This window comes from Frateuria sp. GZRR33 (genome assembly GCF_051900425.1).
GTDB lineage: Bacteria > Pseudomonadota > Gammaproteobacteria > Xanthomonadales > Rhodanobacteraceae > Frateuria_A.
The window spans coordinates 84,879-111,877 of the sequence record NZ_JBHZGK010000006.1 but is presented as its reverse complement, the minus strand read 5'-3'; the positions used below and the strand labels follow the sequence as shown (position 1 = coordinate 111,877).

25 protein-coding genes are annotated in these 26,999 nt (G+C 67.4%); 13 read left to right on the top strand and 12 right to left on the bottom strand.

Annotated features, from left to right (window positions below; translation table 11 throughout):
• Positions 1-22 precede the first annotated feature (22 nt).
• The 5 genes from ACFWZU_RS09520 to ACFWZU_RS09500 all read left to right on the top strand — a co-directional run bounded on the left by ACFWZU_RS09520 (position 23) and on the right by ACFWZU_RS09500 (position 5,785).
• Positions 23-1,099 (top strand): alpha/beta hydrolase, encoded by a 1,077-nt coding sequence (locus tag ACFWZU_RS09520; RefSeq protein ID WP_439701269.1) that lies wholly within the window; start codon positions 23-25, stop codon positions 1,097-1,099.
• Entirely contained in the window at positions 1,096-2,781 is a 1,686-nt protein-coding gene (locus ACFWZU_RS09515) for a trehalase family glycosidase (RefSeq protein WP_439701268.1), read from the top strand. The genes ACFWZU_RS09520 and ACFWZU_RS09515 overlap by 4 nt, the downstream gene beginning before the upstream one ends.
• 76 nt (positions 2,782-2,857) lie before the next feature.
• The gene (locus ACFWZU_RS09510; protein ID WP_439701267.1) at positions 2,858-3,367 is read left to right on the top strand and encodes a peptidylprolyl isomerase; all 510 of its coding nucleotides are present in this window, start codon (positions 2,858-2,860) and stop codon (positions 3,365-3,367) included.
• A 172-nt stretch (positions 3,368-3,539) separates the two neighbouring features.
• Complete coding sequence (locus ACFWZU_RS09505) at positions 3,540-4,739, top strand: aminotransferase class I/II-fold pyridoxal phosphate-dependent enzyme (RefSeq protein WP_439701266.1); 1,200 nt, start codon at positions 3,540-3,542, stop codon at positions 4,737-4,739.
• A 59-nt stretch (positions 4,740-4,798) separates the two neighbouring features.
• Entirely contained in the window at positions 4,799-5,785 is a 987-nt protein-coding gene (locus ACFWZU_RS09500) for a malate dehydrogenase (RefSeq protein ID WP_439701265.1), read from the top strand.
• Between the two features lie 238 nt (positions 5,786-6,023).
• On the opposite strand, the gene ACFWZU_RS09495 is transcribed toward ACFWZU_RS09500, so the two are convergent.
• Positions 6,024-7,040 carry a MerR family transcriptional regulator gene (locus tag ACFWZU_RS09495; protein ID WP_439701264.1) on the bottom strand — a complete coding sequence of 339 codons (1,017 nt, stop codon included), beginning with the start codon at positions 7,038-7,040 and terminating at the stop codon, positions 6,024-6,026.
• 119 nt (positions 7,041-7,159) lie between these two features.
• On the opposite strand from ACFWZU_RS09495, the gene prpB reads away from it, so the two are divergent.
• From prpB to ACFWZU_RS09480, 3 genes are all read left to right on the top strand, one after another.
• Positions 7,160-8,044 carry a methylisocitrate lyase gene (gene prpB / locus ACFWZU_RS09490; protein ID WP_439701263.1) on the top strand — a complete coding sequence of 295 codons (885 nt, stop codon included), beginning with the start codon at positions 7,160-7,162 and terminating at the stop codon, positions 8,042-8,044.
• A gap of 120 nt (positions 8,045-8,164) precedes the next feature.
• Positions 8,165-9,310, top strand: coding sequence for a bifunctional 2-methylcitrate synthase/citrate synthase (prpC, locus tag ACFWZU_RS09485; protein ID WP_439701262.1), 1,146 nt, complete (start codon positions 8,165-8,167; stop codon positions 9,308-9,310).
• A gap of 282 nt (positions 9,311-9,592) precedes the next feature.
• A complete protein-coding gene (locus ACFWZU_RS09480) occupies positions 9,593-10,366 on the top strand; it encodes a hypothetical protein (RefSeq protein WP_439701261.1) in 774 nt (257 codons plus the stop codon).
• A gap of 39 nt (positions 10,367-10,405) precedes the next feature.
• On the opposite strand, the gene ACFWZU_RS09475 is transcribed toward ACFWZU_RS09480, so the two are convergent.
• On the bottom strand, positions 10,406-11,083 hold the full coding sequence (locus ACFWZU_RS09475; RefSeq protein WP_439701431.1) for a TerC family protein: 678 nt from the start codon (positions 11,081-11,083) through the stop codon (positions 10,406-10,408).
• A gap of 372 nt (positions 11,084-11,455) precedes the next feature.
• On the opposite strand from ACFWZU_RS09475, the gene ACFWZU_RS09470 reads away from it, so the two are divergent.
• Positions 11,456-12,907, top strand: a complete 1,452-nt coding sequence (locus tag ACFWZU_RS09470; RefSeq protein ID WP_439701260.1) for a bifunctional 2-methylcitrate dehydratase/aconitate hydratase — start codon at positions 11,456-11,458, stop codon at positions 12,905-12,907.
• Between the two features lie 343 nt (positions 12,908-13,250).
• Positions 13,251-14,384, top strand: coding sequence for an OmpA family protein (locus ACFWZU_RS09465; protein WP_439701259.1), 1,134 nt, complete (start codon positions 13,251-13,253; stop codon positions 14,382-14,384).
• A gap of 152 nt (positions 14,385-14,536) precedes the next feature.
• Here the strand turns inward: ACFWZU_RS09465 and ACFWZU_RS09460 are convergent, their stop codons facing one another.
• Genes ACFWZU_RS09460 through ACFWZU_RS09430 form a run of 7 tightly spaced genes read right to left on the bottom strand, consistent with a single transcriptional unit; the run spans position 14,537 to position 21,246 of the window.
• Entirely contained in the window at positions 14,537-15,616 is a 1,080-nt protein-coding gene (locus tag ACFWZU_RS09460) for an SAM-dependent methyltransferase (protein WP_439701258.1), read from the bottom strand.
• Positions 15,613-16,404, bottom strand: coding sequence for a DUF1295 domain-containing protein (locus ACFWZU_RS09455; RefSeq protein WP_439701257.1), 792 nt, complete (start codon positions 16,402-16,404; stop codon positions 15,613-15,615). Before ACFWZU_RS09455 ends, ACFWZU_RS09460 begins: the two co-directional genes overlap by 4 nt.
• Positions 16,391-16,933 (bottom strand): DUF2878 domain-containing protein, encoded by a 543-nt coding sequence (locus ACFWZU_RS09450; RefSeq protein ID WP_439701256.1) that lies wholly within the window; start codon positions 16,931-16,933, stop codon positions 16,391-16,393. The genes ACFWZU_RS09455 and ACFWZU_RS09450 overlap by 14 nt, the downstream gene beginning before the upstream one ends.
• Complete coding sequence (locus ACFWZU_RS09445; RefSeq protein ID WP_439701255.1) at positions 16,930-18,285, bottom strand: class I SAM-dependent methyltransferase; 1,356 nt, start codon at positions 18,283-18,285, stop codon at positions 16,930-16,932. Before ACFWZU_RS09445 ends, ACFWZU_RS09450 begins: the two co-directional genes overlap by 4 nt.
• A 1-nt stretch (position 18,286) precedes the next feature.
• Positions 18,287-19,057, bottom strand: a complete 771-nt coding sequence (locus ACFWZU_RS09440) for a DUF1365 domain-containing protein (protein ID WP_439701254.1) — start codon at positions 19,055-19,057, stop codon at positions 18,287-18,289.
• Entirely contained in the window at positions 19,057-20,301 is a 1,245-nt protein-coding gene (locus tag ACFWZU_RS09435; RefSeq protein ID WP_439701253.1) for an NAD(P)/FAD-dependent oxidoreductase, read from the bottom strand. Before ACFWZU_RS09435 ends, ACFWZU_RS09440 begins: the two co-directional genes overlap by 1 nt.
• Before the next feature lie 3 nt (positions 20,302-20,304).
• Positions 20,305-21,246, bottom strand: coding sequence for an acyl-CoA desaturase (locus ACFWZU_RS09430; protein ID WP_439701252.1), 942 nt, complete (start codon positions 21,244-21,246; stop codon positions 20,305-20,307).
• Between the two features lie 106 nt (positions 21,247-21,352).
• Here ACFWZU_RS09430 and ACFWZU_RS09425 point away from each other — a divergent pair, with 106 nt between their 5' ends.
• A complete protein-coding gene (locus ACFWZU_RS09425) occupies positions 21,353-22,135 on the top strand; it encodes a pseudouridine synthase (RefSeq protein WP_439701251.1) in 783 nt (260 codons plus the stop codon).
• Between the two features lie 267 nt (positions 22,136-22,402).
• On the opposite strand, the gene kbl is transcribed toward ACFWZU_RS09425, so the two are convergent.
• The 3 genes from kbl to ACFWZU_RS09410 all read right to left on the bottom strand — a co-directional run bounded on the left by kbl (position 22,403) and on the right by ACFWZU_RS09410 (position 25,321).
• Complete coding sequence (kbl, locus tag ACFWZU_RS09420) at positions 22,403-23,596, bottom strand: glycine C-acetyltransferase (RefSeq protein WP_439701250.1); 1,194 nt, start codon at positions 23,594-23,596, stop codon at positions 22,403-22,405.
• A 175-nt stretch (positions 23,597-23,771) separates the two neighbouring features.
• Entirely contained in the window at positions 23,772-24,806 is a 1,035-nt protein-coding gene (gene tdh / locus ACFWZU_RS09415; protein ID WP_439701249.1) for an L-threonine 3-dehydrogenase, read from the bottom strand.
• Positions 24,807-24,886: 80 nt separating this feature from the next.
• The gene (locus ACFWZU_RS09410; protein ID WP_439701248.1) at positions 24,887-25,321 is read right to left on the bottom strand and encodes a hypothetical protein; all 435 of its coding nucleotides are present in this window, start codon (positions 25,319-25,321) and stop codon (positions 24,887-24,889) included.
• 105 nt (positions 25,322-25,426) lie between these two features.
• Here ACFWZU_RS09410 and miaA point away from each other — a divergent pair, with 105 nt between their 5' ends.
• Together miaA and hfq are read left to right on the top strand one after the other, a co-directional pair.
• The gene (gene miaA / locus ACFWZU_RS09405; RefSeq protein WP_439701247.1) at positions 25,427-26,365 is read left to right on the top strand and encodes a tRNA (adenosine(37)-N6)-dimethylallyltransferase MiaA; all 939 of its coding nucleotides are present in this window, start codon (positions 25,427-25,429) and stop codon (positions 26,363-26,365) included.
• Between the two features lie 216 nt (positions 26,366-26,581).
• A complete protein-coding gene (gene hfq / locus ACFWZU_RS09400; protein ID WP_439701246.1) occupies positions 26,582-26,848 on the top strand; it encodes an RNA chaperone Hfq in 267 nt (88 codons plus the stop codon).
• Positions 26,849-26,999 lie beyond the last annotated feature (151 nt).

The following is a 26,999-nucleotide window of genomic DNA, read 5'->3' as shown; positions in this document are numbered from 1 at the left end:
CGGACAAAGGGCGGCATCGCGGGTGGCCAGGTTCGTGTTCGCCTGCCTGTGGATTTTCGGGTGCCCGGCTGCCCTGGCGGAGAAGCCTGCGGCGGGCGTAAAGCCCGACGGCACGGTGACGGCCGCCACGGTAGCCATCCCGTATTCGCAGTTCGCCTCGCCGCAGGCGCGCGCATTCTTCCCGAAGATGCTCGCCGCGGGCGCGCAGGCGCCGCCGCTCAGCGGGCCGATCGAGCAGAGTCGGCGCTTCTACGACCGCCTCAACAGCGACCGCGCCGCGCGCATGCGCAAGCGCTACCGGGTCACCGTGCGCCACCAGACCCTCGCGGGCGTCGGCGCGGACGTGGTGCTGCCTGCGCAGGGGGTGAGCCCGGCCAACCGCCATCGCGTGCTGATCAACCTGCATGGCGGCGCCTTCCTGTGGGGCGCGGGCAGCGGCGGGCTGGTCGAGGCCATCCCGATCGCGAGCCTCGGTCGCATCGAGGTCATCACGCTCGATTACCGGCAGGGGCCCGAACACACCTTTCCCGCCGCCAGCGAGGATGTCGAGGCGGTCTACCGCAAGTTGCTGGAAACCCACCGACCCGGCGAGATCGGCATCTATGGCTGCTCCGCCGGCGGCATCCTGACCGGCGAGGCGGTGGCGCGCTTCATCGCGGACAAGCTGCCGGTGCCGGGCGCGATCGGCACCTTCTGCGGTTCGCTGGTGACCATCGCCGGCGACTCGGCCTACGTGGGCCCGCTGCTCAATGGGCAGGGCGTGCCGGACGAGCCGCTGGACCTCGCCACGCTGCCGTACTTCCGCGGCACCGATGCCCGCGACCCGATGGTGCAGCCGGGCCTGTCGCCCGCGCTGCTGAAACACTTCCCGCCGACCCTGCTGATCACCGGCACGCGCGACATGGCGATGAGCTCCGTCGTCCACAGCCACGCGCTGCTGGCGCAGGCGGGTGTCGACGCCGAGTTGCACGTCTGGGAAGGCATGTGGCATTCGTTCTTCTCCGATCCCGAGCTGCCCGAGTCGGAGCAGGCCTACCGCACCATCGTGGCGTTCTTCGAGCGCCACCTCGCCCCACCGCAAGAGGAAGCCCATCCATGAAGACCCGTCCGCGGATCGTCTCCCTGCTCGGCCCCACGGCGCTGGTCCTCTTCACCGCGGCCAGCGCCGCCACGCCCAGCCCGGCGAAGACGCAGGCCTACATCCACAAGGCCTGGAACACCCTCACGCGCTCGCTGGACGATTGCTCGGCGCTGCACGATCCGAAGATGGACGCGCGCCCGGTGCTCTACCTGCCCGCCGACCTGGACAAGCCCGCCGGCATCGATGACATCGCCAAACGCTGCAAGGTGGAGGTACGCACGCTACCGAAGCGCATCGAGCGGCTCGGCGACCTGATGCCCTCGGAGCTTCCGGCCGAAGGCCTGCTCTACCTGCCCCGGCCCTACGTGGTGCCCGGCGGCCAGTTCAACGAGATGTACGGCTGGGACAGCTACTTCATCCAGCTGGGTCTGCTCGCCGACCACCGCGACGATCTGGCGCGCGACATGACCGACAACATGCTGTTCGAGGTCGAGCACTACGGCGGCGTGCTCAACGCCAACCGCACCTATTACCTGACCCGCTCGCAGCCGCCGTTCCTGAGCCGCATGGTGTCCGACGTGCTGGCCGCGCCGAAGGCCTTCAAGGACGAGGCCGAACGGCATGCCTGGCTGGCCCACGCCTATCCGCTGGTCGTCGCGAACTACCACATCTGGACGCGAGCCGAGCACCGTGCCGGCGACACCGGCCTGGCGCGCTATTTCGACCTTGGCCAGGGACCGGTGCCGGAGATGCACGGCAGCGAGTACTACCGTGGCGTGATCGCCTGGGTGCTGGCGCATCCGCAGCAGGATCCCGGCTACCTGGTGAAAGCCTCCGAGCATCCGGATGCCGCCGAGATGGCAAAGCTGAAAGCCAGCAGTTGCGACATCGAAGCCTCAACCGTCTGCGCCGGTGCCTGGGCCAGTGGCTACCGGCTGAGCGCCGACTACTACCTGGGCGACCGCGCCATGCGTGAGTCCGGCTTCGACACCAACTTCCACTTCGGCCCCTACGGCGGCACCACCCACCACTACGCCGGCGTGGGCTTGAACAGCCTGCTTTACCGCTACGAGCGGGATCTGCATGACCTCGCGCTGCAGCTGGGCAAGGTGGCCGAAGCACAGACGTGGGCGGATGCCGCAGCGAAGCGGAAGGCGGCCATGGGCAAGTACCTGTGGAACGACAAGCGCGGCATGTTCATGGACTATGACTTCACGCGCGGCAAGGCCTCGGAGCAACCCTACGTCACCACCTACTGGCCGCTCTGGGCGGGGCTCGCCTCCAAGGCGCAGGCCGCCGCGCTGGACAGGCACCTGGCCGTGTTCGAGCGCAAGGGCGGGCTGTCGATGGACAACCTCAGCAGCGGTGCGCAATGGGATGAGCCGTTCGGCTGGGCGCCGACCAACTGGCTGGCGATCTCCGGCCTGGACGCCTACGGCTTCCACGACGATGCGCAGCGCCTCGCGCGCAAGTTCATGGGCACCGTGGAAACCGGCTTCGCCCACGACGGCACCATCCGCGAGAAATACAACATGGTGCTGGGCAACGCGGACGTAAAGATCACCGCCGGTTACACGACGAACGTGATCGGCTTCGGCTGGACCAACGCGGTGTACCTGAAACTGCACCAGTTGCTGCAGGGCGCGCCCGCGCAGGCACCCGCCGCCGCGCAGAGCACGCAGGCGCCCGCGGTGCATTGAAGCGGTGGTTCACGGGCGACGGCCGGCGGCTGCGTTATTCTTGCCGGCCTTTCGCTCACGTCCCAAGGGTTTGCCCATGACCATCAACGTCACCTTCGAGACCAACCGCGGTCCGATCCACCTGCGCCTGCACGAGGACAAGGCGCCGGTCACCGTCGCCAGCTTCGTCAACCTGGCACGCCGCGGCTACTACGACGGCCTGTCGTTCCACCGCGTCATCAACGACTTCATGATCCAGGGCGGCTGCCCGCTGGGCACCGGCACCGGCGGCCCGGGCTACAAGTTCGAGGACGAGTTCCACCCCTCGCTGCGCCACGACAAGCCGGGCGTGCTGTCCATGGCCAACGCCGGCCCGCGCACCAACGGCAGCCAGTTCTTCATCACCCACGGCCCGACCCCGTGGCTGGATGGCAAGCACAGCGTATTCGGCGAAGTGGTCAGCGGGGACGACCAGAAGGTCGTCAATGCGATCCGCCAGGGCGACACGATCGAGCGGGTCGCCGTCGAAGGCGACGTCGACGCGCTGATGGCCGCGCAAGCCGATCGCATCAAGGACTGGAACGAAAAGCTCGACCAGCGCGGCTGAGCAAACCGACCCTTCCCCCGCGTCGCGGGGGAAGAGTCCCGAAGGGCGGGTTGGGGGCGACCGGAGCGTGGCCACCACGCACCCGGCAGGGCGCATCGGCCCCGCGCCAAGCAGCCGCGGGCCGCGTGCTAAAATCCGCCGGTTACCTCACTCCCACATCCCCGAGGAAGCCATGCCCCAGCTCGCCCAGCGTGTCGGCCGCGCCAAGCCCAGCGCGATCATGGTCATCGCCGAGAAGGCCAAGCAGTTGAAGGCGCAGGGGAGGGACATCATCAGCTTCTCGATCGGCGTCCCCAACTTCCTGCCCGGCGAGCACGTTTACGCCGCGGCGCGCGAATCGCTCAGCCACGACTCGGGCCAGTACGGCAGCAACCGCGGCGCCGAGCCGTTGCTGGACGCCTTCCTCAAGCACATCGAGGCGCTCGGCTTCAGCGGCTACGGCCGCATGAACCTCTCGATCGGCATCGGCGCCAAGCAGGTGCTCTACAACCTCGCCGAAGCGCTGCTGGACGAGGGCGAGGAGATCTGCTTCGCCGCGCCGTACTGGACGACCTACCGCGACATCGCGGACATCGTCGGCGCCAGGATCAACGTGCTGCCGTGCCCGTCGACGCAGAACTACAAGCTCACGCCGGCGCAGCTCGAGGAAGCGCTCAAGCGCAAGCCGAAGGTATTCCTGTTCAACAACCCGTCCAACCCGACCGGCATGGTCTACACGGGCGAGGAGATCGCCGCGCTGGCCGACGTGCTGGTGCGCTATCCGGACACCTGGATCATCACCGACGACATCTACAACTCGATGGTGTTCGACGGGATCGGCTACCACAACTTCGTGTTCGCCCGGCCGGAGCTGCGCGAGCGGCTGGTGTTCGTCGATTCGGTATCCAAGACCTACGGCATGCCGGGCTGGCGTGTGGGCATGCTGGCCGGCCCCGAGTCGGTGGCCAAGGCGGTGACCACACTCAATTCCAACCACATCACAAGCGTGCCGGAAGTGATCACCGCCGCCGCGGTGGCCGCCTTCAGCGGTCCGCAGGACGTGCCGCAGGCCAAGTGTGCGGAGTTCGCGCAGAAGCGTGACATCGTGGTTGCCGCGTTGCGCGCGATTTCCGGCGTGGTCTGCCCGCGTCCGCAGGGGGCGTTCTACGCCTTCCCTGACATCTCCGTTGCCTTCGGCAAGTCGCACAACGGCACGCCGATCAACAGCGACGTGGACGTCTGCGCGGCCCTGCTGGAAGCCAAGGGCGTCGCCTGCGTGCCTGGCTCCGCCTTCGGCGAGCCGCATTCGCTGCGCATTTCCTACACCTGCCCGACGGCCCAGCTGCAGCCGGGCCTGGAACGCATCCAGCAGTTCTTCGCCGAACTTCAGTAAACCCGGGATCGCCGCTTTTCCGATTCCCGATTTTCCATTCACGATTCCCGGAGAAAGTTATGAAAGCCCCCGTTCGAGTTGCCGTCACCGGTGCTGCTGGCCAGATCGGCTACGCACTGCTGTTCCGCATCGCCGCCGGCGACATGTTGGGTCCCGACCAGCCGGTGATCCTGCACCTGCTGGAGATCACCCCGGCGCTGCCCGCGCTGCAGGGCGTGGTGATGGAGCTCAACGACTGCGCGTTCCCGACCCTCGCCGGCGTGGTGGCGACCGATGACGTCAACGTCGCCTTCAAGGACGTCGATTACGCGCTGCTGGTCGGCGCCCGTCCGCGCGGCCCGGGCATGGAGCGCAAGGACCTGCTGGAAGCCAACGGCGCCATCTTCGGCCCGCAGGGCAAGGCGCTGAACGACCACGCCAAGCGCGACGTGAAGGTGCTGGTGGTCGGCAACCCGGCCAACACCAACGCGCTGATCGCCCAGCAGAACGCGCCGGACCTCGATCCGAAGTGCTTCACGGCGATGGTGCGCCTGGACCACAACCGCGCGTTGAGCCAGCTGGCCGAGAAGACCGGCAAGCACACCACGCAGATCAAGAAGGTCACCATCTGGGGCAACCACAGCTCGACCCAGTACCCGGACCTGCACCACGCCACCGTCGACGGCAAGCCGGCGCTCTCGCTGGTCGACCAGGCCTGGTACGAGAACGACTTCATCCCGACCGTGCAGCAGCGCGGCGCGGCGATCATCAAGGCCCGCGGTGCTTCCTCGGCCGCCTCGGCCGCCTCGGCCGCGATCGACCACATGCGCTCGTGGGCGCTGGGTACCGAAGAGGGCAACTGGGTGTCGATGGGCATCCCGTCGGACGGTTCGTACGGCATCGCGCCGGGCGTGATCTATGGCTATCCGGTCACCGTGCAGGATGGGAAGTACACGATCGTGCAGGGCCTGGAAGTCAACGATTTCTCGCGTGGCCGCATGGATGCCACCGACAAGGAACTGCGCGAGGAGCGCGGTGGCGTCGAGCATCTGTTCGCGAAGAAGTAAGGCCACCTCATGGGGTTTGAAAAAGGGCGGCCTGGGGCCGCCCTTTTTTTGCTTCCGCTGGAACTACCCGCAAGCCTTGGCCCCTCGCCCCAGCGCTCTCCCCGCAGGAGAGAGGGAGCAAGGTCTCGGGCAATCGGACCTCCCCCACTTTGCCTGATCGGCTCCCTCTCCCCTCCGAGGAGAGGGTTGGGGTGAGGGGCCACTCTTGCGACAAGCGCTCCTCGTGCAGTTGGAAACGTCACGCCGCCGCACGCATCGCCTCCCTGAGATACGCCAGCAGCGCCTCATCCACCCACGTCCCGTTCATCAGGTCCGGCTCTTTCATGTTCGCCTCGCGAATCCGCGCATGCGTCGCCGGGTCGTCGCCGGCGTAGGTGCGGAACATCGCCATCCAGCGCCGCGCCAGCGCCTGCACCTCGGGCGACGCGGGCGAAACCCCCGTATCCATCGCCTTGCGCAATTCGGCGATCAGCGACGGCCAGGCGTACATCTGCTCGCGGTAGTGCTCGCGCATGAACGCGAGTTCCTGCGGCTCCAGATAACGCGCATAGATCGCCAGCCGGGCCTCCGCGATCGCCTGCTCGACGAACTGCTTCAGCGCCGGCGTGATTCCGGACAGCGCCACCATTCCTGGCTCGCTTTCGTGCATCGCGTTGAGCCGCAGCAGGAAATCCGGATTGCCCGCGGTATCCCGCTGCAGGTTCTGCATCCAGCGCAGCGCCAGCAGTTGCGCGTCGTGGTCGTCGGGGCGCGCGCCCCGGTCGATCGCCGCCTGCACCGCAGCCACCAGCGCCTGCCACTGGGCCTGCGCGTCGCGATCGTAATGCATCGGCAACTGCTTCAGTTCTTCCGGCGAAAAGTACTTCTCGTACATGGTCATCAGTTCCAGCGTGTCCAGCCAGTCGGCCAGGTCGGGGGACTGTCCGGCGGCGAGCTGTCCGCGCAGCGCGACCAGCCGCCCGCGCAGCCGGGTGGCCTGCGCGAGTTCCTGATCGAGCTGGGCGATCTGGCGGTCGATGACCTCGGCCAGCGGCTGCTCGGGTCCGGACAGGACGGTTCCGATGTCGGCCAGGGAAAGGCCGAGCTGGCGTAGTGCCTGGATACGGTGCAGGCGTTCCACGTTGGCGCGGTCGTAAAGGCGGTAACCGGCATCGGAGCGCAGCGAGGGCTTGAGCAGGCCGATGGCGTCGTAGTGGTGCAGCGTGCGGACGGTCAGTCCGCAGCGGCGGGCGAGTTCGCCGACGGTCAGCGGCATGCGGGTCTCCTCGGTGCGGGCCGGCAGGTTCCAGCCTCACGTTACGTGAGGGTCAAGCCCCCGGACAGGGGGCGGGGCGGCCGGTGCGCTAAAATGGCGCTTTTCCCGCGGAGCCTTCCATGTCCCCCACCGCATCCCCTGGCGCCCGTTTCCGCACCGCGCTGGCCGCAGAACAACCCTTGCAGGTGATGGGCGCGATCACCGCCTACGCCGGACTGATGGCCAAGCGCGTCGGCTACAAGGCGCTCTACCTTTCCGGCGGCGGCGTGGCAGCCAATTCGCTGGGCATGCCCGACCTCGGCATCAGCACGATGGAGGACGTGCTCACCGACGCGCGGCGCATCGTCGACGCCACCCAGCTTCCCTTGCTCGTGGACATCGATACCGGTTGGGGCGGCGCGTTCAACATCGCCCGCACCATCCGGTCGTTCATCAACGTCGGCGTGGCCGCGGTGCACATGGAGGACCAGGTCGGCCAGAAGCGTTGTGGTCATCGGCCGGGCAAGGAGGTCGTGTCGAAGGCGGAGATGGTCGACCGGGTGAAGGCGGCGGTGGACGCGCGTACCGATGCGGGCTTCGTCATCATGGCGCGCACCGACGCGGCGGCCGTGGAAGGCATCGACGCGGCGATCGAGCGCGCCTGTGCCTATGTCGAGGCCGGCGCCGACATGATCTTTCCCGAGGCCATGAAAACGCTGGACGACTATCGCCGGTTCAAGGCCGCGGTGAAGGTGCCGATCCTGGCCAACCTCACCGAGTTCGGTTCCACGCCGTTCTTCACTACCGACGAGCTGCGCTCGGCTGGCGTGGACATCGCGCTCTACTGCTGCGGAGCCTATCGCGCGATGAACAAGGCCGCGCTCAACTTCTACGAAACCGTGCGCCGCGAAGGCACGCAGAAGGGCATCATCGATACCCTGCAAACGCGCGAGGAGTTGTACGACTTCCTCGGCTACCACGCCTACGAGGACAAGCTCGACGCGTTGTTTTCCAAAGAGAGCTGATCGGGCTCCGTGCAGGAGCGCACCTGCGCGCGACCCGTGTTTCGCACATCCGGTCGCGCACAGGGGGCGCTCCGGCGAGAGTTCCGCCTGGCACCAACCCTTGCATCCAGGAGATACCCGATGACCGAACAAGTCCTCCCCAAGGCCAAGAAGTCCGTCGCGCTTTCCGGCGTTCCTGCCGGCAACACCGCGCTGTGCACGGTCGGCCGCAGCGGCAACGACCTGCACTACCGCGGCTACGACATCCACGACCTGGCCGCCAAGGGCAGTTTCGAGGAAGTGGCTTACCTGCTGGTGCACGGCGTGCTGCCGAACTGGCGCGAGCTGCAGAACTACAAGGCCAAGCTCAAGCGCCTGCGCGGCCTGCCGGCGCCGGTGAAGGGCGCGCTGGAGCTGCTGCCGGCGGCGACCCATCCGATGGACGTGCTGCGCACCGGCTGCTCGATGCTGGGCACCGTGCTGCCGGAGAAGGAGGACCACAACCTCACCGGCGCGCGCGAGATCGCCGACCGCCTGATGGCCAGCTTCGGTTCGATGCTGCTGTACTGGTACCACTTCAGCCACAACGGCAAGCGCATCGAGACGCAGACCGATGACGAGTCGATCGCCGCGCACTTCCTGCACCTGCTGCACGGCAAGGCGCCCAGCGAGTTGCATGCGCAGGCGCTGGACAAGTCGCTGGTGCTCTACGCCGAGCACGAGTTCAATGCCTCGACCTTTACCGCCCGCGTGATCGCCGGCACCGGCTCGGACATGTACTCGGCCATCACCGGCGCGATCGGCGCACTGCGCGGTCCCAAGCACGGCGGCGCCAACGAGGTGGCGATGGAGATCATCGCCCGCTACCGCAATGCCGACGACGCCGAGGCGGACATCCGCGCGCGCGTGGAGCGCAAGGAAATCATCATCGGCTTCGGCCACCCGGTCTACACCGTGTCCGACCCGCGCAACGAGATCATCAAGGAGATCTCGCGCAAGCTCTGCACCGAGGGCGGCAACCCGACGCTGTTCGAGGTGTCCGAGCGCATCGAGAAGCTGATGTGGGACCTCAAGAAGATGTTCCCCAACCTCGACTGGTACTCGGCCAGCGCCTACCACATGATGGGCGTGCCGACCGCGATGTTCACGCCGCTGTTCGTCATCGCGCGCACCTCCGGCTGGAGCGCGCACGTGATCGAGCAACGCCAGGACGGCAAGATCATCCGCCCGAGCGCGAACTACACGGGCCCGGAAGACCAGAACTACGTGCCGATCGAAAAGCGCTGAGGCCTGCCTGGGAGCCCTCTCCCCCGCGGAGAGGGCTGGGGGAGATGGCTCGGGGTGATCGCGGGCGTGCGGGAGCGAAAAGCTTTCGGCGTTGCCTCAGGCGACAGATCCACGCCATATCACTGCTGCACTGTCCACGGCCTGTCCACGGGGGCGCTGCCTAACATGGCTCGCCATCCCCGAGAGAGACCCTGCATGCGACATCCAGCAAAGCGTCCGTCGTGGCCCGCGCTCGGCGCAGGCCTTGTCCTGGTTCCGCTCGCCCTGGCGAGCACCTCAGCCATGGCGCAGGACGCGTCCCCGGTGCTCGACCGGGCCAGCGTGAGACTGGGCGGCTACTACGCCAGCGTGGACACGGACGTCAGGTTGGCCGATCCGAGCGACACGCTCAGCGGCACCATCAACCTCGAGGACGACCTCGGCTTCGACCAGGACAAGACCGTGCCGCGCGTGCGCGCCGACTTCCTGTTCGGCGAACACCAGGGCCTGGCACTGGATTACTACAACATCGATCGCTCGAGCCACCAGACGCTTGCGCGCGATATCAGCTACGACGGCGTGGACTACAGCGCCAACGCCGATGTCCGCGCCAAGCTCGATTTCAACTTCGGGAGCGTTGCCTGGCGCTGGTGGTTCGGCCAGGGCAACGATGCTTACGGCGTCGGCTTGGGCGCGGGTTGGTATCGCGTCAAGACCGCGCTCGTGGGCGACGGCTCATACGACCTGGGGCAGGGCAGCGCGCAACCGGTATCGGTGGCCACCACCAGCAACGACAGCGCCTGGGCGCCCATGCTTCAGCTCGGCTGGCGGCACATGTTCAACGACCAGTGGCGCATGTACCTCGACGCATCGGGCGTGCGCAAGAACGGTGGGCGCATCAGTGGTCACATCTACAATGCCGCGCTGGGCATGGAGTGGCTGCCGCTGGAGAACCTCGGCTTCGGGCTGGAATACGGCTACAGCCAGATCAAGCTGCACTGGAACCGCAGCACCTACGACGCCGACCTGGACATGACGCTCAGCGGCCCCTCCGCCTTCGTCAAGCTCCGCTGGTAAGAAAGGGCCGCCGCCGGATCCGGCCGCGGCCCGCCGCGGTTACCCGGCCCTGGCGCGGCGGCGCTGCACCAGCCAACCGCCACCACAGATCAGCGCGATCAGCAGGAAGTCGAGCGCGTAGCCGTACCAGGGATGGGCGTCAAACCACGCGCGCAACAGGTGGTCGTGCGCGATCATGCGGCCTGCGGTCCACGCAATCGCGCCGGCACCGACGTAGACGATGGCCGGGAAGCGCTCGATGAGCTTCAGGATCAGCGTCGAGCCCCACACCACCAGCGGCACGCTGATCAGCAGGCCCAGCACGACCAGGCCTAGGTGGCCCTTGGACGCACCGGCGATCGCCAGCACGTTGTCCAGGCCCATCAAGGCGTCGGCTACCACGATCGTGCGCAGCGCGGCCCAGAAGCTGTCCGCCGCACTGACCTCGTGGCCGCCTTCGGCTTCCGGCTTGATCAGCTTCCATGCGATCGGCAGCAGCAACAGGCCGCCCACCAGCATCAGACCGGGCAACTTGAGCAGGTAGACCACGACCGCGGTCAGCGCCACGCGTACCGCCACTGCGCCGAAGGTGCCCCAGAACACCGCCTTCCTCTGCAGCGTCTTGGGCAGGTTGCGCGCGGCCAGCGCGATCACGATCGCGTTGTCGCCGGCGAGCACGAGGTCGAGCAGGATGATGGCCAGAAGGCCCGAGACGAAATCGGTACCGCTGATGTCCATGCAGAACTCCCGCGCGTGACTCATGGCGATGGTGGCGGACACGCGCAGTGGCCCGACACCACCGCAAAAGTCTCGTTCGCGAGGGACCCTCGCCGGCGTGACCGGGACGCGAAGGCGTCCGTGATGACGATCACCGCACGGCGCCGCACGTCAAACTGCGGCGCCGGAACTACTCCCCTTTGGGTGTGTGGCGATTGTCGGGGGCGACGCCGGCGGCGGTCAAGCAGAAACCTGCAGGAGCGCACCCGCGCGACTGCCCTCTCCAGACAGCCGCACTTGGCGGTCGCGCACAGGTGCGCTCCTGCAGAGAGAGAGGCAGCGGCGCGGCCGGCCGGCTACAATGGCGGTTTTTCCTCCCGCGAGAAGCCCTCCATGAGTGCCCACGACATCCGCTCCGCCGTTCGCCCCGATCCCGACCAGCCGATGGTCGACATCGCCAACTACGTGGCCGACTACCGGATCGAGTCGAAGGAGGCTTACGACACCGCCCGCTACATGCTGCTGGATTCGCTCGGTACCGCGATGCTGGCGATGAAGTTCCCCGAGTGCGTCAAGCACCTCGGCCCCGTGGTGCCGGGTGCCACGCTGCCGGGCGGCACCCGCGTGCCGGGCACCAGCCACGAGCTCGATCCGGTGCAGGGCGCCTTCGCGATCGGTACGCAGATCCGCTGGCTGGATTTCAACGACACCTGGCTGGCAGCCGAGTGGGGCCATCCCTCGGACAACCTCGGCGCGATCCTCTCGGTCGCCGACTACCTCAGCCGCAAGGCCGAACGCGAGGGTGGCCAGCCGTTCACCGTGCGTGACGTGCTCGGCTACGCCATCAAGGCGCACGAGATCCAGGGCTGCTACGCCCTGAAGAACAGCTACAACCGCGTTGGCCAGGACCACGTGATCCTGGTGCGCCTGGCTTCCACCGCGGTATCCACCGCGATGCTCGGCGGCTCCAAGGAGCAGATCACCACCGCCGTGTCGCACAGCTGGATCGACAACGGTGCGCTGCGCACGTACCGCCACGCGCCGAACACCGGCCCGCGCAAGAGCTGGGCTGCGGGCGATGCCTGCCGCCGCGCCGTGACCCATGCGATCAATGCGGTTTACCGCGGCGTGGTCGGTTATCCGTCGGCGCTCAGCGCCAAGACCTGGGGCTATTACGACGTCGCCTTCAAGGGCAACGCATTCCAGTTCGAGCGTCCTTTCGGCAGCTACGTGATGGAAAACGTGCTGTTCAAGATCAGCTTCCCGGCCGAGTTCCACGCGCAGACGGCAGTCGAGTGCGCCATGCAATTGCACGCGCAGGTGGCCGGCAGGCTCGACCAGGTCGAGAAGATCGTGATCGAAACGCAGGAAGCGGGCGTGCGCATCATCGACAAGACCGGCCCGCTGGCCAATTACGCGGACCGCGACCACTGCATCCAGTACATGGTGGCGGTGCCGCTGATCTTCGGCCGCCTGACCGCCGAGGACTACAACGACGACATCGCCGCCGACCCGCGCATCGACGCGCTGCGCGACAAGATGGAAGTGCGCGAGAACCCGCAGTTCACCAAGGATTATTTCGATCCGGACAAGCGCTACATCGGCAACTCGGTGCAGGTGTTCTTCAAGGACGGCTCGTCCACCGAGAAGGTTTCGATCGATTACCCGATCGGCCACCGCAAGCGCCGCGCGGAGGGCATTCCGGTGCTGCTGAAGAAGTTCGAGGCGGCCCTGCGTGGCCACCTGCCGGCGCACCGCGTCAAGGCCATTCTGGAGGCGACTGCCGATCCGGCGGCGCTGGACGCCATGCCGATCCAGCGCTTCCTCGGCCTTTTCACGCTTTAACCACAATTAGCCCCGCATCGGCTATTGCGGGGCAATGAGAACAGGCTAACGCCTGCAATGCGCCCTCGGCAAAACCCGGTCCCAGCGGCCGGGTTTTCTCGTATTCACGCCACTTCCACGCCATTCGGGTCGCAATGGACAAGGGGCTTTGCTGAACAAGGCCTCACCGGGGGACCTGCGCCGTTGTGAGAACGGCTTAACGGTTTTGCTACACTCGTGCCGCTTGCCCGTAGGGACATAAGCGAGGGGGCGGCTCAAGCTTCCGGAAGTCAAAGTGAGTTTGACGCGCGGTCCGTATTGAGGTGAAACGGCTGCGAACACCAATAAATGAAGGAGACACCTGATGAAACGTAAGGGCTTGTATTTCCTTATTGCCTTGGCCCTGGGCGGCGTAGGTGCCGTTCATGCGCAGGACAATACCGCTGCCGCCGGCGACACCGCTCCGATGAGCACCACGGGCGATTATGACGGCCGTTGGTATATCGCCCCGACCCTTGGCGGTTACTACAACGACACCGATCGCAACACCAACAGCCGCCAGTTCTATTACGGGCTTGGTGTTGGCCGTTTCATCGCTCCGAACGCTTCGATCGACCTGTTCATCGACCGCACCAACCGTGACCGCGATACCGCGGTGGGCGGCGGCAACTGGTCGAACACCAACTATGGCGTGGCCGCTCGCTTCTACGCCGGCGACTGGAACGCCTGGCGCCCGTACCTGCTCGCCGGCGTGATGGGCAGCTACCACAAGAACGCGGCCGACCACGGCTGGTCCCCGGCCGCCGAGCTGGGCGTGGGCGTGTCCAAGAAGGTCGCCGAGAGCTCGGACATCCGCATCGAGACCGGCTACCGCTACGACTGGGACGACAAGAGCCAGCCGGCGCAGGATGGTTACGGCGACTGGTTCCTGGGCTTCAGCATCGTCTCGCGCTTCGGCGAGCCGGCTGCCGCTCCGGAGCAGGCTGCCCCGCCGCCGCCCCCGCCGGCGAATGACTGCTCCACGCAGGACAGCGACAACGACGGCGTGAACGACTGCGAAGACAAGTGCCCGGCCACCGCCGCCGGCACCATCGTCGGTCCGGACGGTTGCCCGCAGAAGGTCGTGATCGACCTGCGTGGCGTCAACTTCAAGTTCGACCGTCCGTCGAAGGGCGAGATGGACATCAGCAAGGCGCTGGCCGAGCCGACCTCCGACTCGCTGGCCATTCTCGACCAGGCCGTCGACACGCTGCAGCGCTATCCGCAGGTGCACGTGACCGTCGCCGGCTACACCGACTCGGTTGGTACCGACGCCTACAACCAGGCGCTGTCGGAGCGTCGTGCGAAGATCGTGTACGACTACTTGACCGCCCACGGCATCGATGCCAGCCGTCTGGAAGGCCCGATCGGCCACGGCGAAGCCGATCCGATCGACACCAACGACACCAACGAAGGCCGCGCGCGCAACCGCCGCACGGAGCTGCAGGTCCAGCAGTAACCGGAACTGCAACGCAACAGGAAAAGCCCGGCGCAAGCCGGGCTTTTCTTTTGTATCGCGCTTGAGAGATCAACCGCAGGCTGGGCTCCCGCCCAACGGGAGGTTTTCGAAGGAGAGGGCGGGGCGTGGGCTGAAGCCCACGCCGCAAACGCTCAGCCGCGCCGACCGAAACGGTAATGGGCCACCAGCCACTCGTTGCCGTTGTCGTAGCCGAACAGCTCCGCGCAGGCCATCCAGAACATGCGCCAGCGCTGGTGCCAAAGCGGCGCGGCCGCCTTCCCATAGGCCTCGGCCAGCACGCGCAGGACCTGCCCGTGGTTGGCATCCTGGCGATCCAGCCAGGCGTTCGCGGTGCGCTGGTAGTGGGTGCCGGGAAGGCGCCACTGGTGCTCGAGGGCAAGGTGATCCTGGAAATGCAGGAAGGTATCGGCCGCAGGCATCAATCCGCCGGTAAAAAAGTGCCGCCCCATCCAGTTGTCGCCGCCGGCGGTCTCGAACGGGTACATCAGTTCGCGATGGCAGAAGATGTGCACGAACAGCTTGCCGTCAGGCCGCAACCATTGCGCGATCCGCTCGAACAGGCGGTGGTAATTGCGCACGTGTTCGAACATCTCGACCGACACGACTCGATCGAAGGTCGCAGCATCGAGTGCCAGTCGGTTGACGTCGCAGGTAACCACCGTCACGTTGTGCAGCCCGCGCTCGCGGCAGCGCGCCTCGATGTGTTCGCGTTGCAGGCGCGAGTTGGACACGGCAGTGATGCGTGAGCCGGGATAGCGTTCGGCCATCCATAACGTGAGCGAGCCCCAGCCACAGCCCAGCTCCAGGATGTCCTGCCCGTCGGCCAGCTGTGCGCGGCGGCCATAGAGCCCGAGCATCGCCTCTTCGGCCTGTTCCAGGTTTTCGGTGCCGAGCCGGTAGTAGCAGCTCGAATACTTCAGCCGCGGACCGAGGCAGAGCTGGAAGAAAGGGGGCGGCAGTTCGTAGTGCTGGGCGTTGGCCGCGTCCGTGTGCAGTGCCAGCGGGCTGTGGCGCAATTCGTCCAGCAGGGCGCGAAAGCGTTCCCAGCTCGCCTCGGTGCCGCCCTGTCGCTCCTCGCGAAGCCGCTGCGCGCACAGGCGCCGGATGCCCAGCCGCAGTACGGCATCGGGAACCAGCCCGCGCTCGGCGAGATGGATCAGGCCGCGCTCGGGAACGGCGGCGGGAGTGTCGAGCGCGAGGCTCTCGGTCATGGCGAAGGGTCCTTGGGGAACCAGGGGAAGAAAGGGCTGGTGCGGCGCTGGTAGTCGCGGTAGTCCTCGCCGCGGCTGCGCAGCGCCTGTGCCTCGGTGAACGGAATGCCGGTGATCCAGTACAGCGAGGCCAGCATCAGCACCGGCCCCAGCAGCGCCAGCCACCACAGCGGCGAACCCACCGACAGAAGCAGGTACGCGAACCACTGCAGCCATTCGAAGAAATAGTTGGGGTGGCGCGAGTAGCGCCACAGGCCCTGACGGCAGGTGAGGCCGTGGTTCGCCGGATCGGCGCGGAAGCGTGCGAGCTGGCGGTCGGCCAGGCTCTCGCCGATCATGGCCACCAGCCACACCGCGACGGCGGCGCCGTCCCAGCCCGACCACGGAGCGCGGTTGGCGGCTACCGCCAGGAACGGCAGCGAGAACAGGGCTACCAGCAGCGCCTGTGCCTGGAAGAACAGCAAGAACTTCCACTGGTCGTCATGCCAGTGCCGGCGCAGATGGCGATAGCGGCCATCTTCCGCTTCGCCCAGGATGCGCAGGCCCAGGTGCAATCCCAGGCGCGCCGCCCACAGGCTGCCGAGCAACGCCAAGGCCAGGCGGCGGTCGGGCAGTCCTTCGCCCATCGCGGCGTAGTAGAGCGCGCTGCCGCCCATGCCCGCCGTCCAGATCGCGTCGACGATGCCGGCATTGCGCGTGCGTCGCTGGACCAGCCAGCCAAGGCCCATGGCGATGGCGCTCGCCACCCAGACCCAGCCGGGCGGGTGCAGGAATTCAGCCGTGGACATGTTTTGCCTGCGGACCTGGTTGGGCTTCAATGAGCATCGCCAGGCGTATTAGCAACGGCAGGATGAGTGCCCAGCCCAGCGCCAGTGCGCCGATGGCCGCCACCGGGCCCTGCGGGAAGCTGACCGCCCGCCAGCCGCGGGCCGCGGCGAAGTAGGCCAGCGGCGCGCCGACGGCACCGAACACCGTCGCCAGCAGCCAGCGCCCCTGCAGGAAGCGCAGGCTGTGCCGCAGCGTCAGCGCGAAGGCCGCCCAAAGGGCGATGATCCACGGCGGCGCGGCATGGGCGGTAGGGAAGGGCGATGCGTAGGCAATGGTGCCGGTCGCTGCATAGAGCGAATCGAGCGCCGTGCCCGCGCCCGCGGCGGCCAGCAGCAGCCACGCGTCCAGCCGCCCGTCGCGCCCGCGCAGATGGAGCAGCGCGAACGGGAGCAGCACCAGCGGCCCGAGCCAGGCCCGCTGGTGCGAGGCGCCCCAGACCGCGGCCAGCCAGACCGCCTGGTAGCCGATGGCGTTGAGCCAGGGGTTCATCGCGGCCCCAGGTCCGGCAGGTAGGACTCGCGCCGGCAGCCGGGCCGGGTGAGCAGCATCTGGACGTCGCCGATGGAGCGCTCGCGGAATCCGCCCTCGCAGTAGGCCAGGTAGAACTCCCACATCCGCACGAAGCGTTCGTCGTAACCGGCCGCCAGCACGTGGTCGCGCTTGGCCAGGAAGCGCTTGCGCCAGTGCTTGAGCGTCAGCGCGTAACTTGGCCCTATGTCTTCCAGGTGGAACAGGCGCAGGTCACTCGCCTGTCGCGCGGCCTCGAGCATTGCGCTGACCGCGGGAATGAAACTGCCCGGGAAAATGTAGCGCTTGATGTAATCGACCGACTTCAACGCCCTCGCGTAGCGATGGTCTTCGATCGTGATGGCCTGGATGAGCGCCTGCCCGTCGTGCTTCAGCAGCCGCGAGATGGTGGCGAAGTACGTCGGCATGTAGGCCGCACCGATCGCCTCGATCATTTCGATCGAAACCACTTTGTCATATCGGCCGCGCAGTTCGCGGTAGTCCTGCAGCAGCACGGTGACCCGGTCGCCCAGCCCGGCAGCCTGCACGCGCTCGCAGGCCAGGTCGTACTGTTCCTGCGAGATCGTGGTGGTGGTGACGCGGCAGCCATGGTGGATGGCCGCGTGCAGCGCGAAGCCGCCCCAGCCGCTGCCGATTTCCAGCACGTGATCATCGGGCCCGAGGGCGAGCTTGTCGCAGATACGCTGGAGCTTGCGCAGCGAGGCGACCTCCAGCGGCTCATCCTCGCGCGCGAAGATCGCGGACGAATACATCAGGTCGTCCGAGAGGAAAAGGTCGAACAGCGTGTTGCCCAGGTCGTAGTGCGCGGCGATGTTGCGCCGGCTGCCCTGCCTGGTGTTTCGGTTGAGCGCGTGCCAGGCCCTGAGCGCCCAGCCGCCCAGGCGCGCCACGCCGGTTTCCATGTCGTCGAGCAGGTCACGGTTGCGGACCATGACGCGGATCAGCGCCACGAGATCGTCGCAGCGCCACAGGCCCTCCATGTAGGCCTCGCCGGCCCCCACGCTTCCGTTGGCGGCGACCAGGCGATAGAAGCGCGGATCGTCCACGTGGACCTGCACGCGAAGCGGGACTTCGCCATCGGCAAGCTGCCCCAGTTCCACGCGGCCGAGTGCATCGACGATCACGACGCGCGCGCCTTGCAGTTGCGCCATCTGTCCCAGCAGACGCGAACGCAGCGCGCGGTCGAATCGGCCATACCCGAGGGGCGCGGACGGACGAGGCAGCTTCGCGACCGTGGCCACGTCGGCGTAGCGGGGTGGATCGACGACGCCACCGACGGTGCGCTGTTCGGACGAATTCAGTTCCAGATCCATGTCAGGTCCCGTGGTGGCGTGGATGGTCGTAAACCGGGTTGCGCTTGAGCCAGAGCCTGAGCGCCTCCCAGTGGATGGCGGCGACGACCTTCAGGGTCATCAGCGGGAAGCGCCACAGCACGCGCGCCAGCTGCGTGCCGTCGAAGGGACGGCGCTGGAGCACGAGCGTGGCGTCGAAGTCGCGGCCGCCGTCGCGCAGCACGTTCATGTGCACGCGCAGGGCTTCGGCCGGCTCGGAGAAGCGCCAGTCGTAGCCGCGCGCCATCGGCATGAACGGGGACACGTGGAAGGTCTTGGCGAAGCGCCATGCGCATACGCGGCCGTGCCGTTCGGCCCCGGCCAGTGGCAGCACGTAGGCGTGGCGCTCTTTCCAGGGCGTGTTGGTGATCTCGGCGAGGATCGCCTCGAGCGTGCGGCCATCGGCGCCGTAGCAGTAGTAGAAGCTCACCGGGTTGAAGCAGTGACCGGCGTAGCGCAGATGCGTGAGCAGGCGGATGGGCCCCTCGGGGCGCCGGCCGGTGTGTTCGGCCACGCGTCGGCGCACCGCCTCGTCGAGCGGCAGTTCGACGGGGCCGAGGTAATCGCTGCGGCGGAACTGGGCCAGGTTGGTACGACCGTACGACCACAGCCAGCGGCCCTGGAACAATCGGGGCAACTCGCCCAGGTCCAGGTAGAGCAGCGCGATGCGATAGCGGAACGCATGCGGCCGCGGCGCATGGCGCCGATGCCGCACCCAGCCCTCGTAGATCGCACTGGCCAGGGGCGCGGCCATTACCAGCGCACCCCAAGCGCTTCGGCCACGGCCACTGCACTGCGCATGCCGTCTTCGTGGAAGCCCCAACCCCAGTAGGCGCCCGCGTACCACAGTCGGTCGGTGCCCTGGATGTCCGCCTTGCGCCGCTGCGCCGCGACCGAGGCGTGGGTGTATTCGGGGTGCGCGTAGCTCAGTCGGCGCAGGACTTTCGCCGGGTCGATACGGTCGGTGCAGTTGAGCGACACGCAGAACGTCTCGGGGGCACGGATGGACTGCAGCAGATTCATGCAGTAGGTGACCGTGCACGCGTCGTCGCGGTCGCGCGGCACCAGCGCGTTCCAGGCCGACCACGCGCTGCGCCGCCGTGGCAGCAGGCGCGTATCGGTGTGCAGCACCGTATCGTTGGAGCGGTAGGTGATCGCGCCCAGCACCTCGCGTTCGGCCGGGCTTGGCTGGGCCAGCAGGGCGAGGGCCTGGTCGCTGTGGCAGGCCAGCACGGCCTGGTCGAAGCGCTCGGATCCGGCCAGGCTCTGCACCTCCACGCCACCGGCCGCTGGCCGATGCACGGCCAGCACGGGGCAGGCCAGGCGCTCGCGAACCTGCCAGCACGAGCGTAGCGCGTCGACGTAGCGGCGCGAACCGCCGCTGACCACGCGCCACTGCGGCCGGCCTTCCACCTGCAGCATCTGGTGATTGGCCATGAAGGCGACCAGGTACTTGGCAGGGAAGGCGAGGATCTGCCGCGAAGGCGAGGACCACAGCGCCGAGGCCATCGGCACCAGGTGGTCGTCGCGGAACATCGCCCCGTAGCCCTGGGCGTCGAGATAGTCGCCCAGCGTCGGGCCCTCGCCGTCCTGCTCCAGTAGCGCGGGCGCCTCGCGATAGAAGCGGAAGATGTCGCGCACCATGCCGTGGAAGCGTGGCGACACCAGGTTGCGCCGCTGGCAGAACAGGGTGCGCAGCGACGCGGCACCGTACTCGAGCCCGCTGCGCTCGTCGTGCACCGCGAAGCTCATCGTGGTCGGCTGCGTGGTCACTTCCAGTTCGTCGAACAGGCGGCTCAACAGCGGGTAATGCGTCCGGTTGAAGACGATGAAGCCGGTATCCACCGCGTAGTTGCGCCCGCCCAGCGTGACGTCGTGCGTGTGGGTGTGCCCGCCGATATAGGCGTTGGCCTCGTACAGCGTGACCTCGTGTCGGCGCGAAAGCAGCCACGCACTGGCCATGCCGGCGATGCCCGATCCGATGACTGCAATGCGCATGGTTCAACCACCGCCGCGCTTGAAGCCAGCGGGAACGGCCTTGAGCTCGCGCACCACGCCGAACAGCGCAAGCAGCCGGAGCAGGTAGAAGGTGAGGTCCACCTCCCACCAGCGAAAGCCCTGCCGCGCCGAGCCGGGGAAGAAGTGGTGGTTGTTGTGCCAGCCCTCGCCGAAGGTGAGCAGCGCCAGCAGCCAGTTGTTGCGGCTGTTGTCGCGCGTGACGAAACGCCGGCTGCCGAAGCGGTGAGCCAGGGAGTTGATCGTCACGGTGACGTGGAACAGCACGATGGTCGAGACAAAGAAACCCCATACCAGCAGTTGCGGGCCGTCCGTCCCCAGTCCCGGGTGGGCCGTACGCAGCCAGGCACCGAGCAGGTACAGGCCTACCGCCAGCGCCACCGGCACCAGCAGGTCGAAGCGGTCGAGCAGGCGCAGCTCGGGAAAGCGCGCCAGGTCAGGAATGACTTTCCAGTCCGTGCGGAAGCCGTTGCGGCTCAGGAACCAGCCGACGTGGCTGCGGAAGAAACCGTGCTGGACCGGCGAGTGCACGTCGGCCGGGGTGTCGGCGTGGCGATGATGGTTGCGGTGGTGCGCGGCCCACCACAGTGGTCCGCGCTGGACCGCGCTTGCGCCGATGACCGCAAACACGAACTGTACGGCACGCGAGGCACGGAAGGCGCGGTGCGAGAAATAGCGGTGGTAGAACGCGGTCACCGCGAACATGCGGATGGCATATAGCGCCAGCGCCACCCAGAACGCAAACCAGGAGAAACCGACCCAAAGCACGCCGAGGCAAGCCACGTGCATGCCGATGAAGGGCAGCACACGAGCCCAGTCGATGCGGTCGTCGTCGGCCGCTTCGACGGCGCTGGTATCGAACCAGCGCAGGACGCCGGTCACCAGGCGTCGGGTGAATCCGGGAACAGCTTCGGCGGTCTCGTTCATGGGTGGCCCTGTCGGTGCGTGTTGCCCAAGTGAATACGGATGAGCCGCGCGGCCGGATGCACCGAACCGCTTGCCGGCTTTGCGGCGCGGTCGATACGCTTTCCCGATGCCCGCGCGCCGCCGCCCCTCGTCTGCTTCCGCTCCCACCGGTCCACGTTATGGATTGGCGCGGGTCCTGTCCAAGCGAGGCGTGTGCTCGCGCAGCCAGGCCGAGCAGTGGGTGCGCGCCGGCCGGGTGGCACTGGGCGGCCGCGTGGTGCGCGACCCGGAGTATCCGACCGCACCGGGGCAGGCCGGCATTACCGTCGACGGCCTGCCGATCGGTGAGGCCGCGCCGGTGTACGTGATGTTCAACAAACCTCGCGGCCTGGTGGTCAGCGCGTCGGACGAGCGAGGCCGCGCCACGGTCTACGACGCGTTGGCCCAGGCCGGCCTGCCGTGGCTGGGCGCCGTCGGACGGCTCGACAAGGCCAGCGAGGGCTTGCTGTTGCTGAGCAACGACACCGCGTGGGCGGCAGGCATCACCGATCCGGTCACCCACCGGGAGAAGACCTACCACGTACAGGTCGATTGCGTGCCCGATGCGGCCTTGCTGGGGCGGCTCGGCGAGGGCGCGGTCGACGGCGGCGAGCGGCTAACCGCGCTACGGGTCGCCGTGCTGCGCGCGGGCGAAAAGAACGCCTGGCTGGAAATCGTGCTGGACGAGGGACGCAACCGGCACATCCGGCGCCTGCTGGAGGCGCATGGCATCGGCGTGCTGCGGCTGGTACGCGTGGCCATCGGCGGGCTCACGCTCGGCGACCTGCCGAAAGGCCAGTGGCGTCACCTGGCCGTGGAAGAAGTCCAGGCGCTGCGCGCGAGAACCCGAGCCACCGGCGGCCGGACCTGAGCCCTTTCCCCTCCGGGGAGAGGGTTGGATGAGGGGAGGGGCTCGCGGTGAAGGTGATCAGGCCGCTTGTCGAGGGGCTTGATGGATGTGACGTTTACCCGGGAGCGGCCCCTCACCCCAGCCATCTCCCCGGAGGGAGCAGAAGCTCAGATCCCCCCCAAGCGTCATCTGGCCGTGGAGGACGTGAAGCGCTGCGCGCGCGACGTCGATCCACCGGCCAGCGGCCGGATCTAAGCCCTCTCCACGGTGGGGAGAGCGCACCGAGAGTCAAATCACGCAGAGCTGCTTGCCGATCTTGGTGAACGCCGCAATCGCCCGGTCCAGGTGCTCGCGCGAGTGCGCCGCACTCATCTGCGTGCGGATGCGCGCCTGGCCCTGCGGCACCACCGGGTAGAAGAAGCCGGTGACGTAGATGCCTTCCTCCAGCAGCGCCGCCGCCATTGCCTGCGCCTTGGGCGCGTCGTAGATCATCACCGGGACGATCGGGTGCACGCCTGGCTTGATGTCGAAGCCGGCCTCGGTCATCGCCTTGCGGAAGTAGGCGGTGTTCTCCTGCACGCGCGTGCGCAGCTCGCCGGCCGACACCAGCATGTCGAAGACCTTGATTGCGGCGGCGACCACGTGCGGCGGCAGCGAGTTGGAGAACAGGTAGGGACGCGAGCGCTGGCGCAACAGCTCGATCACTTCTTTCGGGCCGGTGGTGAAGCCGCCGAGGGCACCGCCCAGCGCCTTGCCCAGCGTGCCGGTGAAAATGTCGATCTGGTCCATCACCCCGTGCACCTCGGCCGAGCCGCGGCCGGTGGCGCCCAGGAAGCCCGTGGCATGGCATTCGTCGATGTGGACCATCGCGTTGTACTTCTTCGCCAGTGCGGTGATCTGGTCCAGCGGGGCGATGAAACCGTCCATCGAGAACGAACCGTCGGAGGTGATCAGCTTGGTGCGGGCCCCCGCGGCATCGGCGGCCTGCAGCTGTTTCTCCAGGTCCGCCATGTCGCAGTTGGCGTAGCGGAAGCGCTTGGCCTTGCACAGGCGGATGCCGTCGATGATCGAGGCATGGTTGAGCGCGTCGGAGATGATCGCGTCCTCCTCGCCCAGCAGCGGCTCGTAGAGGCCGCCGTTGGCGTCGAAGCAGGCGGCATAGAGGATGCTGTCCTCGGTGCCGAAGAACTCGGCGATCTTCGCTTCCAGCTGCTTGTGCAGGTCCTGCGTGCCGCAGATGAAGCGCACCGAGGCCATGCCGAAGCCGTGCGTGTCCAGCGCCTGCTTGGCCGCAGCGATCACGTCGGGGTGGTCGGCCAGGCCCAGGTAGTTGTTGGCGCAGAAGTTGAGCACCTTGCGGCCGTTGGCCAGCGTGATCTCCGAAGACTGCGGCGAGACGATGATGCGCTCGCCCTTGAACAGGCCCTGGTCGCGGATGGAGTCCAGTTCGGCGGCGTAGCGGTCGCGGGTGGTGTAGGTCACGGTGATCTCCAGTCTCGGGGAGGGCGCAGAGCGCTCGTTACAACCTCGCCGCGGCGTCATTCCCCAAAGCGGGAGTCCGCCCCGCTGTTGGGGCGCAGGCGAGAAGGAATTCCCGCTTTCGCGGGAATGACGTCCAGTCAAAGGTGAGTCGGTGGTTGTGCAGGTGGCCCGGGGCTCAGGTCCAGGAGCAGACGACCTTGCCGCACTGGCCCGCGTCCATCAGGTCGAAGCCCTTCTGGAAATCGTCGATGGCGATCTGGTGGGTCAGCACCTTCTGCAGCGGGAAGCCGGTCAGCACCATCTGGGTCATCTTGTACCAGGTCTCGTACATGCGCCGGCCGTAGATGCCCTGCAGGGTGAGGCCCTTGAAGATCACCTTGTCCCAGTCGACGCCGGCGCCGCGCGGCATGATGCCGAGCATGGCGACCTTGCCGCCGTGGTACATCACCTCGAGCATGTCGTTGAAGGCGCGCGGGTTGCCGCTCATCTCCAGGCCGACATCAAAGCCTTCCATGTGCAGGTCCTTGACCACGTCCTTGAGCGACTGGTTGGACACGTTGACCACGCGGGTGGCGCCCATGTCGGCGGCGAGCTTGAGCCGGTAATCGTTGACGTCGGTGACCACCACGTTGCGCGCACCGACGTGCTTGGCGATGCCCGCGGCGATGATGCCGATCGGGCCGGCGCCGGTGATCAGCACGTCTTCGCCGATCAGGTCGAATTCCAGCGCGCAGTGTGCGGCGTTGCCGTAGGGGTCGAAGAAGGCGGCCAGTTCGCTCGGGATCTGGTCCGGGATCGGCCACAGGTTGGACGCCGGCACCGCCACATATTCGGCGAAGGCGCCGTTGCGATTGACGCCGATGCCCACGGTGTTGGGACACAGATGCTGGCGGCCGGCGCGGCAGTTGCGGCAATGGCCGCAGACGATATGGCCCTCGGCCGAGACGCGGTCGCCGACCTTGTAGCCCGTGACGGCACTGCCGAGCTCGGCGATCCGGCCGACGAATTCATGGCCGATCGTCAGGCCCTGGGGGATCGTGCGCTGGGACCACTCGTCCCACTTGTAGATGTGCAGGTCGGTGCCGCAGATGGCCGTCTTCTCGACCTTGATCAGGACCTCGTTGGGGCCGATCTGCGGGACCGGCACCTCTTCCATCCAGATGCCCTGCTCGGGCTTGCGCTTGACCAGGGCTTTCATCGTCTGCGGCATGGGACCACCATCGTCTGGCCCGCATAGGCGGGCGGGGAAGCGGACGATTATAGGGCCTTGCCGCGGAGGCGGCCGCGCACTCAGCCGAGCGCGTGCCAGGCGATCGAGAAGACCAGGCTGATGAGGATGCACACGGTCAGCCAGAAACCGAAATTGTCCTTGTCCCAGATCGGCTTGGGGTCCGCCGGCGGCTCTGCCTGCGTCGGACGCGAGGGCAGGGGCTGGTTCGCCGGACGGACGCGTGGCGCAGCCGTGGCGACTCCCGGCCGCAGCATGACAACGGCGCCGTGTCCGCCGTCCTGATCATGTTCCGCGTCGATTCGGTGCGCCATTGCGTGAATTCTGTGTGCCTGCCGTGCCCCGATGGTGTGCCGGTGCAAGGTTGCAGGCAAGCCATCGTTCGGGGTTATGGCCGAATTATCGCCCATGACGTGACCGGATTCACCTTCTTTTGACTGCAGACCGTCTTCCACCGTGCGATCGGGACTGTCAGCGACGTTTGGGATGGGTTTCATGGAGGCCTCCCGGTGCCGGGAAACCGTTGTAGGACGTGCCGGGTGGATCGTTCTTGACCCTCGTCAAACGCGGTGGCCGCGCAAGCCGGCCGCTACAATGGCCCGATGCCTGCCGACGCCCGACCGCCAGCCGTTTTCCTGATGGGCCCGACCGCCTCGGGCAAGACGGCGTTGGCCTGTGCGCTGCGCGAACGCTTCGCGCTCGAGCTGGTGAGCGTGGACTCGGCACTGGTCTATCGCGGGCTGGATATCGGCGCGGCCAAGCCCGATCCCGCCACACTGGCCCGACATCCGCACGCCTTGCTGGACTTGCGCGACCCGTCCGAACCGTATTCGGCGGCCGATTTCCGCGCCGACGCGCTGGCGGCCATGGCGCGCATCCGCGCGCAGGGGCGGGTGCCGCTGCTGGTCGGCGGCACCGGGCTGTATTTCCGTGCGCTGCAGCGCGGCCTGTCGGCGCTACCCGATGCGGCGCCGGACATCCGCGCGCGGCTGGCCGCGGAAGCGGCGGTACACGGCTGGCCCGCGCTGCACGCGCGACTGGCGGCCAGCGATCCCGCGGCGGCGGCGCGCATCGGGCCGAACGACGCCCAACGCCTGCAGCGGGCGCTGGAAGTGATCGAACTGACCGGTCGGCCGCTTTCCGAACAGCAGACCGGCGGCAGCGGCGGCCGTTTCCCCTGGCGCGTGCTCAAGCTGGCGCTGCTGCCTGCCGACCGCGGCCCGTTGCATGCGCGCATCGCACAGCGTTTCGACGCCATGCTCGCGGCCGGCTTCCTCGACGAGGTGCGCGCCTTGCGCGCGCGCGGCGACCTCGCCCCGGACCTGCCTGCGCTGCGGGCGGTCGGCTACCGCCAGGCATGGGAGCACCTGGATGGCGCCACCGATGCGGCCACCTTCCGCGACAAGGGCATCTTCGCCACCCGGCAGCTGGCCAAGCGACAGATCACCTGGCTGCGTGCCGAGCTGGATGCCCGCGCGTTGGACCCGGATCGACCGCGCCTGCTCGACCTCGCCTGCGATGCCCTGGACCTGTTCCTGTAGCGTCTGCTGGAAAGCCCGTGGTGGGCCGCGTTTCCTGATCGGCTGTCCGGCCAGCGTCAGCACCCTGACAACAAGCAGACGATGCCGCGACGCACGTCGTGGTTCCCGCGCTTCCGCCCGCCATTTAAAAGCGGTTAAGATCGCTGCGACTTGGGCCGGCCGCCACGTGCGCGTCTTTTCTCCGGCCCGCGAAGGTTCGCGAGGGGGTACAACAACATGTCCAAAGGGCAGTCTTTGCAGGATCCGTTTCTCAACGCACTTCGCCGTGAGCGCGTTCCGGTGGCCATCTATCTCGTCAACGGCATCAAGTTGCAGGGCACGATCGAGTCGTTCGACCAGTTCGTGGTGCTGCTGCGCAACCAGGTGAGCCAGATGGTCTACAAGCACGCCATCTCCACCGTCGTGCCGAGCCGCAACGTGCGCATGGGCAATGGCCACGAAGGCCACGTCGACAGCCACGCACCCGCCGAGGGCGAAGACTGACCCCATGGATGGTTCCACGCGCCGCTGGCAGGCTACCTGGCCCGCCGGCGGCCATGGGCCGTGGCGCCTTGCCGACGGCCGCGTGCTGATGGGCATACAATGCCGGCCCCGCGCCGTCCCGTCGATGGCGCGAATCCGTTCCCACAGGCCA

What these genes read in the sequence shown, in the direction of transcription:
- ACFWZU_RS09515 (WP_439701268.1), top strand. Translation starts at nt 1,096, where the DNA reads ATGAAGACCCGTCCGCGGATCGTCTCCCTGCTCGGCCCCACGGCGCTG.
- ACFWZU_RS09510 (WP_439701267.1), top strand. Translation starts at nt 2,858, where the DNA reads ATGACCATCAACGTCACCTTCGAGACCAACCGCGGTCCGATCCACCTG.
- ACFWZU_RS09505 (WP_439701266.1), top strand. Translation starts at nt 3,540, where the DNA reads ATGCCCCAGCTCGCCCAGCGTGTCGGCCGCGCCAAGCCCAGCGCGATC.
- ACFWZU_RS09500 (WP_439701265.1), top strand. Translation starts at nt 4,799, where the DNA reads ATGAAAGCCCCCGTTCGAGTTGCCGTCACCGGTGCTGCTGGCCAGATC.
- ACFWZU_RS09495 (WP_439701264.1), bottom strand. Translation starts at nt 7,040, where the DNA reads ATGCCGCTGACCGTCGGCGAACTCGCCCGCCGCTGCGGACTGACCGTC.
- prpB (WP_439701263.1), top strand. Translation starts at nt 7,160, where the DNA reads ATGTCCCCCACCGCATCCCCTGGCGCCCGTTTCCGCACCGCGCTGGCC.
- prpC (WP_439701262.1), top strand. Translation starts at nt 8,165, where the DNA reads ATGACCGAACAAGTCCTCCCCAAGGCCAAGAAGTCCGTCGCGCTTTCC.
- ACFWZU_RS09480 (WP_439701261.1), top strand. Translation starts at nt 9,593, where the DNA reads ATGGCGCAGGACGCGTCCCCGGTGCTCGACCGGGCCAGCGTGAGACTG.
- ACFWZU_RS09475 (WP_439701431.1), bottom strand. Translation starts at nt 11,083, where the DNA reads ATGGACATCAGCGGTACCGATTTCGTCTCGGGCCTTCTGGCCATCATC.
- ACFWZU_RS09470 (WP_439701260.1), top strand. Translation starts at nt 11,456, where the DNA reads ATGAGTGCCCACGACATCCGCTCCGCCGTTCGCCCCGATCCCGACCAG.
- ACFWZU_RS09465 (WP_439701259.1), top strand. Translation starts at nt 13,251, where the DNA reads ATGAAACGTAAGGGCTTGTATTTCCTTATTGCCTTGGCCCTGGGCGGC.
- ACFWZU_RS09460 (WP_439701258.1), bottom strand. Translation starts at nt 15,616, where the DNA reads ATGACCGAGAGCCTCGCGCTCGACACTCCCGCCGCCGTTCCCGAGCGC.
- ACFWZU_RS09455 (WP_439701257.1), bottom strand. Translation starts at nt 16,404, where the DNA reads ATGTCCACGGCTGAATTCCTGCACCCGCCCGGCTGGGTCTGGGTGGCG.
- ACFWZU_RS09450 (WP_439701256.1), bottom strand. Translation starts at nt 16,933, where the DNA reads ATGAACCCCTGGCTCAACGCCATCGGCTACCAGGCGGTCTGGCTGGCC.
- ACFWZU_RS09445 (WP_439701255.1), bottom strand. Translation starts at nt 18,285, where the DNA reads ATGGATCTGGAACTGAATTCGTCCGAACAGCGCACCGTCGGTGGCGTC.
- ACFWZU_RS09440 (WP_439701254.1), bottom strand. Translation starts at nt 19,057, where the DNA reads ATGGCCGCGCCCCTGGCCAGTGCGATCTACGAGGGCTGGGTGCGGCAT.
- ACFWZU_RS09435 (WP_439701253.1), bottom strand. Translation starts at nt 20,301, where the DNA reads ATGCGCATTGCAGTCATCGGATCGGGCATCGCCGGCATGGCCAGTGCG.
- ACFWZU_RS09430 (WP_439701252.1), bottom strand. Translation starts at nt 21,246, where the DNA reads ATGAACGAGACCGCCGAAGCTGTTCCCGGATTCACCCGACGCCTGGTG.
- ACFWZU_RS09425 (WP_439701251.1), top strand. Translation starts at nt 21,353, where the DNA reads ATGCCCGCGCGCCGCCGCCCCTCGTCTGCTTCCGCTCCCACCGGTCCA.
- tdh (WP_439701249.1), bottom strand. Translation starts at nt 24,806, where the DNA reads ATGCCGCAGACGATGAAAGCCCTGGTCAAGCGCAAGCCCGAGCAGGGC.
- ACFWZU_RS09410 (WP_439701248.1), bottom strand. Translation starts at nt 25,321, where the DNA reads ATGAAACCCATCCCAAACGTCGCTGACAGTCCCGATCGCACGGTGGAA.
- miaA (WP_439701247.1), top strand. Translation starts at nt 25,427, where the DNA reads ATGCCTGCCGACGCCCGACCGCCAGCCGTTTTCCTGATGGGCCCGACC.
- hfq (WP_439701246.1), top strand. Translation starts at nt 26,582, where the DNA reads ATGTCCAAAGGGCAGTCTTTGCAGGATCCGTTTCTCAACGCACTTCGC.